Origin of the sequence: Albidovulum sp. (assembly GCF_008933605.1) — a bacterium.
Taxonomy (GTDB): Bacteria; Pseudomonadota; Alphaproteobacteria; order Rhodobacterales; family Rhodobacteraceae; genus Albidovulum.
Genome location: NZ_WBUS01000126.1, coordinates 1 through 8966 on the forward strand (window position 1 = coordinate 1; position 8966 = coordinate 8966).

An 8966-nucleotide genomic window follows, 5' to 3' on the forward strand; every position below is an offset into this window, starting at 1 on the left:
CACCACGTATTCCCGCAGGACCGGCCCCAGCCCCGCCCGGCCGTCGCCCCGGCGCGAGAAGGGCGTCGGGCCCGAGCCCTTGAGCTGGAGGTCGAACCGCGCCCCGTCCGGCGCGACGATCTCGCCCAGGAGAAGCGCCCGCCCGTCGCCGAGCTGCGGCACCCAGCCGCCGAACTGGTGGCCGGCATAGGCCTGGGCGAGGGGGGAGGCGCCCTCCGGCACGCGGTTTCCGGCGAAGACTGCGGTCCAGTCGGGCGAGGCGAGCGTCTCGGGATCGAGGCCGAGCCGCGCCGCAAGCCCGCGGTTCACCGCGACGAGCCGCGGCTCGGCCACCGCGACGGGCGGCTGGCGCACGAAGAACCGCTCCGGCAGGCGGGCGTAGCTGTTGTCGAAATCAATGGTCATGGTCGCGCTCCTGCCCGCAAAGATAGGATGCGGGGAGAGTGTTTGGAACCGCCTGCGTCAGAGTCTCCGGCTCATCAGCATGTACCGGTCGCGAGGCTCGAAGCCCCGGCGGGCATAGAACGCCCGGGCTGCCCCGTTCTCGCGAGCAACCTCGAGATGCAGCGCGACGATCCCGCGACGGCCGAGGCGGTCCGCCACAGCGTCGAGCGCGGCGCCTCCCATGCCCTTGCCGCGGACTTCCTCGACGAGGAAGAACTCGTCCACGAAGGCGTCAGGTCCGCCGAACTCGATCGACCAGCCGAGCCCGATCGCCAGGTAGCCGACGGGCGCATCCGCCGGGCCAATCAGCCAGACCTCGCCCAGCGGCGACCCGGCGAGGAGCGGTTCCACCCCGCGCCGACGCTGGGCCACGGTGGAGCGGACTCCCTCGAACTCATGGTAGGCGGCAACCAGCGGAAGAAGCCGGTGAAGATCGCCGGGGCCCGCCCGATGCAGGTCCGCGCTCACAACCGTGCGAGCCGCCCGGTCAGGAGCGCATAGAAGCCCTCGGCGTCGATGCCGCCCATGAACATCGCGTTGGCCGCCCGCCCCGTCACGCGCCACCAGTCGGCGACCGTCATGCCGAGCGTGAAGTCGCCCTTCGTCTCGACCTCCACGTTCACATGGCGCCCGGTGAAGAGATCGGGTTGAAGGAGGTAGGCGATGACGCAGGGATCATGCAGCGGCGCGCCCTCGCTTCCGTATTTCGCCATGTCGAAGCGCTCGAAGAAATCGGTCCAGCTTGCGACCGCGTGGCCGACCCGCGTCCCGAGGGCGCGGAATGCCTCGACCCGCGCCCGCGTGGTCAGCGCCTTGTGCGTGACGTCGAGCGGCATCACCACGATGGGGACGCCGGATCCGAACACGATTTCAGCCGCTTCCGGGTCGACGTAGATGTTGAACTCGGCGGCCGGGGTGACGTTGCCCACCTCGAAATAGGCCCCGCCCATCAGCACGATCTCGGCCACCCGCGGCACGATGTCGGGCGCGCGCCGGAAGGCGGTCGCGATGTTGGTGAGGGGTCCGATGGGGCAGAGCGTCACCGCGCCCGGCGCTTCCTCCCGCAGGCACTCGATCAGGAAGTCGACCGCATGGCCCTCCGCGAGCGGCATCGTCGGGTCGGGCAGGGTGATCCCGTCGAGCCCGGACTTGCCGTGGACATATTCCGCCGTCACCAGCTTGCGCGCCATCGGCCGGTCGCAGCCGGCGAAGATGCGGACATCCTCGCGCCCGGCGAGCTCACAGACCACGCGGGCGTTCTTCGAGGTCAACGGCAGCGGGACGTTTCCCGCGACCGTGGTGATCCCGACCACGTCGAGTTCCGGCGAGGCGAGGGCCAGCAGGATCGCCACGGCGTCGTCCTGGCCCGGATCGGTGTCGATGATGATCTTTCGCGCCCGCATGATCCGCTCCCGCCTCTGGCGGGAGACTGGCGCCGGTTGGTCCGCTTGTCCAGCCGCTGCGCGGCCTTCGCCCGAAGCTCAACCAAAAGCTGACATACCTCGGCCATATTCTCCTGCGACCAAGGTTTCGTTCTTAACCACGATCCCGTCATGCGCACCGAATCGTCCCAGATCCTCGTCCACGCCGGCCTTCACGCGTCCGGGGCAGAAGATTTCCAGCGGTTTCTCGGCCTCAACCGCGCCGCGATCCAGGCCCAGGGCTTCGACCTCGCCTATCCGGGGCGGGGCGGCGCCTCCGGTGGCGGATTTGACTGCGCCTGGCCCGATGCGCGCCACCGCCGCGAGGACCTCGAGGCCTTCGTCGCCCCGGTGGCCGCGACGCTCGGCGCGGTCCGTCGGGCAGGGTCGCGCGGGCTCATCCTCTCTGAACACGACCTCGCCGGCCGGATGGCGACGCTGCTGCAAGGGCGCTTCTACCCTGCCGCGCGCAAGCGGGCCGAGGTGCTGTCGCGCGCGCTCGGCGGTCCGGTGGACCGGCTGGTGATCACGCTCCGTCCCTATGACCGGCTCTTCCGCAGCGCCTGGGAACGCTACGCGCTCGAGCGCGAGATGGCGCCCTTCGTCGAGCACGCGCCCGCGATGGCCGCCTTCGCCGGCGGCTCGATCGAGGTCGTCGAGGCGTTGCGCGACGGGCTGCGCGCCCGCGAGGTGATCGTGCTCTCGGAGCGCACCGGCCCGCGCGAGCTTCTGTCGTTCCTCGCCCCGGGCCTGCATCTGGCCGAGGCGGAGCTTCCGCCGCCGCCGCCGGTGGTGACCGACAGCGCCATCGCCATGATCCAGCGGCATTTCCGCCAGGGTGCGCGCTTCGCCCCGGGCCAGCGCGACCGGCTTCTGGCGTTCCACGCCCGGCAGCCGCAGGTGGAGCGCGACCCGGGTTTCGCCGGGCTTCAGCTTGCCGACCTGCGCGGCCGCTACATCGCCGACCTCGATGCGCTGGCGCGGCTCGACCGGGTGATGGTCGTAGGCGGCGTCCTGCCCGCCATCGCCGCGGAGTGACGCCGACACGGCCGAAGGCCCCGCCGCATCCGACGGGGCCTTCATGCTTCCGGTCCGAGGCTTGGAAGGTGTCGGGCCTCGACCGAGAACGGGTCCTGAACGGTCCGTTTGGGGCGCGGCTCCCGCCGACGGTCTCAGCCGTCGTAGTTCACCTCTTCCATGAGCTTCAGCGCCTCGGGGCGTGATTTCGCGACTTCCATCAGGCCCAGCGCGTCGGGGGTGAAATCGCCCCAGCTCTTCACCAGTTCCGACCGCTCGACGCCGGGTTTCACCGGGAACTCGTTGTTGGCCTCGGCATAGATCCGCTGCGCCTCGTCGGAGGAGAGGAACTCCATCAGCTTCAGCGCGGCATCCTTGTTCGGCGCCGCCTTCGTCAGCGCCACGCCCGAGACGTTCATGTGCGTGCCGCCGCCCTCGAAGGTCGGGAAGACGATGCGCACCGAGTCCGCCCAGGCCTTCTGCTCCGGATCAGCCAGCATCGCGCCCATGTAGTAGCTGTTGCCGAGCGCGATGTCGCATTCGCCGGCCCAGATCGACTTCACCTGGTCGCGGTCGCCGCCCTGCGGCTTCTTGGCGAGGTTCGCCTTGAGCCCCTCGAGCCAGGTGCGCGTCGTGTCGGCATCGTGGTGCGCGATCATCGCCGCGGTGAGGCCGAGGTTGTAGTCATGGGTGCCCGAGCGGGTGCAGATGCGGCCCTTCCACTTCGGGTCGGCGAGGTCTTCGTAGGTCGTCACCTCGCCGTCGGCGACACGCTCCTTCGAGGCATAGACGATCCGCGCGCGGGTGGTCAGGCCGAACCACTGGTTGCCGGGATCGCGGAATTCGGCCGGGATGTTGGCCTCGAGCGTCGCGGACTCGACCGGCTGCGTCACGCCTGCGTCCACCACCTGCGCGAGCCGGGCGATGTCCACCGTCATCACCAGATCTGCGGGGCTGCGGTCGCCCTCGTTCACCAGGCGCTCAACCATGCCCTTTTCCACGAAGGCCACGTTCACGGCGATACCGGTTTCCTCGGTGAAGCGGTCGAAGATCGGCTGCACCAGTTCGGGCTGGCGCAGCGAATAGACGTTCACCTCTTCGGCCAGCGCCGGGACGGCCGCGGTCGCGGCAAGGAGGGCGAGGAGGGAGGGGCGGGCATTCATTGGTTGACTCCTTTAGTCGGTTATTGGCGCCCTTATGGCTGCGGCGGCGGTCTGCGTCAATACCCGACAGAAGAAGTCAGCTATCTTGCGCTCCGGCCTTCTCGATCGCCTTCGCCGCGTTCCAGAGCGCGTCCATCTCGGCCAGGTCCGAGTCCTCGGGCCGCTTTCCGCGCAGTGCGAGCCCCGACTCGATCGCCGAGAACCGGCGCGTGAACTTGGAGTTCGCAGCGCGCAAAGCGGCTTCCGGGTCGATCTTCAGGTGCCGCGCGAGGTTGGCGACGACGAAGAGGAGATCGCCGAATTCCTCGAAGACCTCCGCCTCGGTCAGCCGGTCGCGGGCTTCGACCAACTCGCGTGCCTCCTCGGCGATCTTGTCGACGACCTCGGTGGTCGAGGGCCAGTCGAAGCCCACCCGCGCCGCGCGATTCTGCAGCTTCACCGCCCGCGTCAGCGCCGGCAAGCCGAGCGCCACGCCGTCGAGCGTGCCCTTCGCCGGGCTTCCGGCCCGCTCGGTCGCTTTCATCCGCTCCCAGTCGCGGGTCTGGTCCTCGGCCGTCTTCTGGCGGCTTTCGTCGCCGAAGACATGCGGATGGCGCGCCACCATCTTGTCCGACACCGCCCGCACAACGTCGGCGAAGGCGAAATGCCCTGCCTCCGCCGCCATCTGCGCATGGTAGACGGCCTGGAAGAGAAGATCGCCCAGCTCGCCCTTCAACTCTCCCCAGGCCCGCCGCTCGATCGCATCGGCGACCTCATAGGCCTCCTCGATCGTGTAGGGCGCGATGGTGGCGAAGTCCTGCTCCAGGTCCCAGGGGCAGCCGGCCTCCGGGTCCCTGAGCCGCGCCATGATCTCCACCAGCCGGTCGATCCCGCCCGCGGGATCATGGACGAGACGGTCGGAGGCGGCACGGTCGGAGGCGTGGCGGGGCGGGGTCATTGCAAGTCTCCGGGCTTTGCGGTTCTCTTGCGGCTTATCCCGAGGCCGCCTTGAGAGTCCACATGCCCGTCCTGAACCGAATCGCCGACTTCGCCCCCGAGATGACCGCCTGGCGGCGGCACCTGCATCAGCACCCGGAACTCAGCTTCGCGTGCCACAAGACCGCGGCCTTCGTCGCCGAGCGGCTCCGCGCATTCGGCGTGGACGAGATCCACGAGGGCATTGCGACGACGGGCATCGTCGCGATCATCGAGGGCCAGGGAGAGGGGCCGACGATCGGGCTCAGGGCCGACATGGACGCGCTGCCGATCGCCGAGACGACCGGGGCGGAGCATGCCTCGACCGTGCCCGGCGTGATGCATGCCTGCGGCCATGACGGCCACACCGCGATGCTCCTTGGCGCGGCGAAATACCTGGCCGAGACGCGCCGCTTCCGCGGCCGCGTCGCGCTGATCTTCCAGCCGGCGGAAGAGGACGGCGGCGGCGGCAACGTCATGGTGCAGGAAGGCATCCTCGAGCGCTTCGGCATTGGCGAGGTCTATGCGATCCACAACACGCCGCAGGTGCCGCTCGGCCGCTTCGTGACCACCCCGGGGCCGATCATGGCGGCGGTCGACACCGCCTGGGTGACGCTCACCGGCAAGGGCGGCCACGGCGCCTATCCGCACGACTGCATCGACCCGATCCCGGCCGTCGTGGCGGTCGCGGCAAGCCTGCAGACCATTGTCAGCCGCAACGTGAACCCCCTGAAGGAAGCCGTTGTTTCGGTGACGGAAATCCATTCCGGCACGGCCTCGAACATCATCCCGGGCACGGCGCGGCTGACGGCCACGATCCGGTCTTTCGACCCGGAAGTGCGCGCGCTCCTGAAGCGCCGCTTCCACGAGATCGTCGCAGGCGTGGCGAGCGCCCATGGCGTGACCGCCGAGATCGTCTATGACTGGGGGTATCCCGCCACCGTCAACGATGCGGCCCGGACCGCGTTCGCCGCCGAGGTCGCGCGCGAGGTCGCAGGGGCGGCAGGGGTGGAGGAACACGGCGGTCGCGAGATGGGCGCCGAGGACTTCTCCTACCTGCTCGAAAAGCGCCCCGGTTCCTACCTTTTCCTCGGCCAGGGCGAGGGCGCGGGGCTCCATCATTCTGCCTATGATTTCAACGATGAAGCCGCGCCCTTCGGCGCGAGCTTCTTCGCCCGGCTGGTGGAGCGGGCGCAGCCGCTGGAGTGATTTGATCAAATTTCCTTGACGAATCGCATCCGGGGCGCCTTGGCTGGCGGCATCCGGATCGGCGGCGTCTCCGGCTTGAACGACGCCAGACCCCAATCACGGAGCCCTCCCATGGCTTTGGAAGACGCGAAACGCGAGGTGGACCTCGCCTTCACCCGCGAGGGCCGGCGCGGCCTTGCCTTCGAGAACGCCTTCGGCGGCGCCACGAGCTTCCTTCGGCGGCGCTACACGAAGGACCTGACCGGCGTCGATCTCGCGATCACCGGCGTGCCCTTCGACCAGGCGGTGACGCACCGCACGGGCACCCGCTTCGGCCCCCGCGCGGTGCGCGAGGCCTCCGCCCTCCAGCCCTTCGATCCGCCCTACGGCTGGGGCTATTCGCCGCTCGACGAGCTCGACATCGTCGACTACGGCGACCTCGCCTTCGACTACGCGAAGGTCGCCGACTTCCCCGATGCACTCACCGCCCACATCCGCACGATCCTCGCCGCCGGGGCGGGAACGGTGACACTCGGCGGCGATCACTACATCAGCTTTCCGATCCTCAAGGCCTATGCCGAAAAGTTCGGGCCGATCAGCCTCTTGCACTTCGACGCTCACTCGGACACCTGGGTCGACGACGACTTCACCCGGATCGACCACGGGACGATGTTCTACAAGGCGATCAAGTCAGGGATCGTCGATCCGGCGACGAGCGTGCAGGTCGGCATCCGCACCCACAACGACGACTTCATGGGCGTCAACGTCATCGACGCGCGCGAGGTGCATGAGACAGGCGCGGCCGAAGTCGCAAGGAAAATCAAGGGGATCGTCGGAGACCGCCCGACCTACCTCACCTTCGACATCGACTGCCTCGACCCCGCCTTCGCGCCAGGCACCGGCACCCCGGTCTGGGGCGGGCTTGCCTCCTGGCAGGCCGCCGCGATCCTGCGCGACCTTGCCGGGATCACGCTTGTCGGTGGCGATGTCGTGGAGGTGTCCCCGGCCCATGACACGACCGGGGCGACCGCCATCGCGGGCGCCCATGTCGCGCACGAACTGATCGCGCTTTACGGCTGGACCCGGCGGAAGGGGTGAAGATCGCGCTCCTCCTTGTCGCGCTGATCGTCCTCGGGGGTATGGCCTACCTGCGCCTTGCCCCCTCCGATCCGGCGCGCTGGCATGTCGATCCTGCCGGGCTCACCAGCGGCGGCGAAAGGCGCTCGGTGACGCTCGACGCCACGCCGCCGCAGGCCCTTGCCCGCCTCGACACCATCGCGCTCGCCACCCCGCGCACGACCCGGCTCGCCGGCAGTCCGGAGGAAGGCAGGATCACCTGGATCACCCGGTCGGCCGTCTTCGGCTTTCCCGACTACACCACCGCCGCCGCGCGGCCGGACGGAACGGGCACGCTGCTGACACTTCACGCCCGCCAGCGCTTCGGGCGGAACGACCTCGGCGTGAACGCCGCGCGGCTCGATGCCTGGCTGGGTTTGTTAACCGCCCCGTAACCTCGTGATCAAATTTCTTGCCCCGCGTTTCGGCGGAGACGGCCCGTCGGTTCCGCGTCGGTTCCGCGTCGGATCGGCGTCGGTTTTCCGTCCCGACAGACCGCGCGCGGGCTTCACCATCGCTCAAGACCCGCCGGGGGCCCCGGGGTCCGGGACGCCCGGCCGCGCTCCCCCCTTGACCGCTGCGCGGCCAGCGTCCACATCGCGCGGATGGTGCCCCTCGACAAGCTCGACCAGATCACCCGCCGCTTCGGCTTCCTCGAAGCGAAGCTCTCGGCCGGCGCGGAGCCGTCCCAGATCGCCGCGCTTTCCCGCGAATACTCCGACCTGAAGCCGGTCGTGGCGGAGATCGCCGCCTATCGGCAGGCGCTCGCCGATCTCGGCGAGGCCGAGGCGATGCTGGCCGACCCGGAGATGCGGGCGCTGGCCGAGGACGAGATTCCCACGCTGAAGGCCCGCATCCCGGCCATGGAGGACCGGCTCAGGATCGCGCTCCTGCCGAAGGACGCCGCCGACGCGCGGCCAGCGATCCTGGAGGTCCGCCCCGGGACGGGCGGCGAGGAGGCGGCGCTCTTCGCCGGCGACCTTCTCAGGATGTACCAGAAATACGCCGAGGCGCAGGGCTGGCGGTTCGAGCTTCTCGACCTTGCCGAGACCGAGCTTGGCGGCGTCAAGGAGGCCGTCGCGCGGATCGAGGGCGAGGGCGTCTTTGCGCGGCTGAAGTTCGAATCCGGCGTCCACCGGGTCCAGCGGGTGCCCGAGACCGAGGCGGGCGGGCGCATCCACACCTCGGCCGCCACGGTGGCCGTCCTGCCCGAGGCCGAGGAGGTCGAGATCGACATTCCCGCCGCCGACATCCGCATCGACACGATGCGTTCCTCCGGCGCGGGCGGCCAGCATGTGAACACCACCGACTCGGCGGTCAGGATCACGCACCTGCCGACGGGGATCGTCGTGACCAGTTCGGAAAAGTCGCAGCACCAGAACCGGGCGAACGCCATGGCGGTGCTCCGGGCGCGCCTCTACGACATGGAGCGTGGCCGGGCGGCCGATGCGCGCGCCGCCGACCGCCGGGCGCAGGTCGGGTCCGGCGACCGCTCGGAACGTATCCGCACCTACAACTTTCCGCAGGGCCGGATGACCGATCATCGGATCAACCTGACGCTCTACGCGCTGCCGCAAATCTTGGGCGGAGACCTCGGCGAGGTCATCGACGCGCTGGTCGCGCACGACCAGGCGGCGCGGCTGGCGGAGATGGAGGCGTGACC

General features: G+C 69.6%; 10 protein-coding genes. 5 read left to right on the forward strand and 5 right to left on the reverse strand.

The annotated features are described in order from the left end of the window. The 3 genes from F9K34_RS14395 to F9K34_RS14405 all read right to left on the reverse strand — a co-directional run. Positions 1-405 (reverse strand): protein adenylyltransferase SelO family protein (locus F9K34_RS14395; RefSeq protein WP_291337679.1); only part of this gene is annotated, 405 nt, incomplete at its 3' end. Positions 406-462: 57 nt separating this feature from the next. After that, positions 463-912: a GNAT family N-acetyltransferase gene (locus F9K34_RS14400; protein ID WP_291337681.1), complete on the reverse strand. Its 450-nt coding sequence runs from the start codon at positions 910-912 to the stop codon at positions 463-465. Beyond that, the gene (locus F9K34_RS14405; RefSeq protein ID WP_291337682.1) at positions 909-1847 is read right to left on the reverse strand and encodes a nucleoside hydrolase; all 939 of its coding nucleotides are present in this window, start codon (positions 1845-1847) and stop codon (positions 909-911) included. Before F9K34_RS14405 ends, F9K34_RS14400 begins: the two co-directional genes overlap by 4 nt. A 150-nt stretch (positions 1848-1997) precedes the next feature. Between F9K34_RS14405 and F9K34_RS14410 the strand changes: the two genes are divergently transcribed. Further along, positions 1998-2903, forward strand: a complete 906-nt coding sequence (locus tag F9K34_RS14410; protein ID WP_291337684.1) for a hypothetical protein — start codon at positions 1998-2000, stop codon at positions 2901-2903. 134 nt (positions 2904-3037) lie between these two features. Here F9K34_RS14410 and F9K34_RS14415 read toward each other — a convergent pair whose 3' ends face one another. Next, the gene (locus F9K34_RS14415) at positions 3038-4045 is read right to left on the reverse strand and encodes a Fe(3+) ABC transporter substrate-binding protein (protein WP_291337687.1); all 1008 of its coding nucleotides are present in this window, start codon (positions 4043-4045) and stop codon (positions 3038-3040) included. 76 nt (positions 4046-4121) lie between these two features. Then, complete coding sequence (gene mazG, locus F9K34_RS14420) at positions 4122-4982, reverse strand: nucleoside triphosphate pyrophosphohydrolase (RefSeq protein ID WP_291337689.1); 861 nt, start codon at positions 4980-4982, stop codon at positions 4122-4124. A gap of 62 nt (positions 4983-5044) precedes the next feature. Here mazG and F9K34_RS14425 point away from each other — a divergent pair, with 62 nt between their 5' ends. From F9K34_RS14425 to prfA, 4 genes are all read left to right on the forward strand, one after another. Continuing rightward, complete coding sequence (locus F9K34_RS14425; protein ID WP_291337691.1) at positions 5045-6208, forward strand: M20 aminoacylase family protein; 1164 nt, start codon at positions 5045-5047, stop codon at positions 6206-6208. A 111-nt stretch (positions 6209-6319) separates the two neighbouring features. After that, complete coding sequence (gene speB, locus F9K34_RS14430) at positions 6320-7285, forward strand: agmatinase (RefSeq protein ID WP_291337692.1); 966 nt, start codon at positions 6320-6322, stop codon at positions 7283-7285. Then, complete coding sequence (locus F9K34_RS14435; RefSeq protein WP_291337694.1) at positions 7282-7698, forward strand: DUF1499 domain-containing protein; 417 nt, start codon at positions 7282-7284, stop codon at positions 7696-7698. Before speB ends, F9K34_RS14435 begins: the two co-directional genes overlap by 4 nt. Positions 7699-7908: 210 nt before the next feature. Next, positions 7909-8964 (forward strand): peptide chain release factor 1, encoded by a 1056-nt coding sequence (prfA, locus tag F9K34_RS14440; RefSeq protein ID WP_291337696.1) that lies wholly within the window; start codon positions 7909-7911, stop codon positions 8962-8964. Positions 8965-8966: the final 2 nt, after the last annotated feature.

What these genes read in the sequence shown, in the direction of transcription:
- speB (WP_291337692.1), top strand. Translation starts at nt 6,320, where the DNA reads ATGGCTTTGGAAGACGCGAAACGCGAGGTGGACCTCGCCTTCACCCGC.
- F9K34_RS14425 (WP_291337691.1), top strand. Translation starts at nt 5,045, where the DNA reads ATGCCCGTCCTGAACCGAATCGCCGACTTCGCCCCCGAGATGACCGCC.
- F9K34_RS14415 (WP_291337687.1), bottom strand. Translation starts at nt 4,045, where the DNA reads ATGAATGCCCGCCCCTCCCTCCTCGCCCTCCTTGCCGCGACCGCGGCC.
- mazG (WP_291337689.1), bottom strand. Translation starts at nt 4,982, where the DNA reads ATGACCCCGCCCCGCCACGCCTCCGACCGTGCCGCCTCCGACCGTCTC.
- F9K34_RS14410 (WP_291337684.1), top strand. Translation starts at nt 1,998, where the DNA reads ATGCGCACCGAATCGTCCCAGATCCTCGTCCACGCCGGCCTTCACGCG.
- F9K34_RS14405 (WP_291337682.1), bottom strand. Translation starts at nt 1,847, where the DNA reads ATGCGGGCGCGAAAGATCATCATCGACACCGATCCGGGCCAGGACGAC.
- prfA (WP_291337696.1), top strand. Translation starts at nt 7,909, where the DNA reads ATGGTGCCCCTCGACAAGCTCGACCAGATCACCCGCCGCTTCGGCTTC.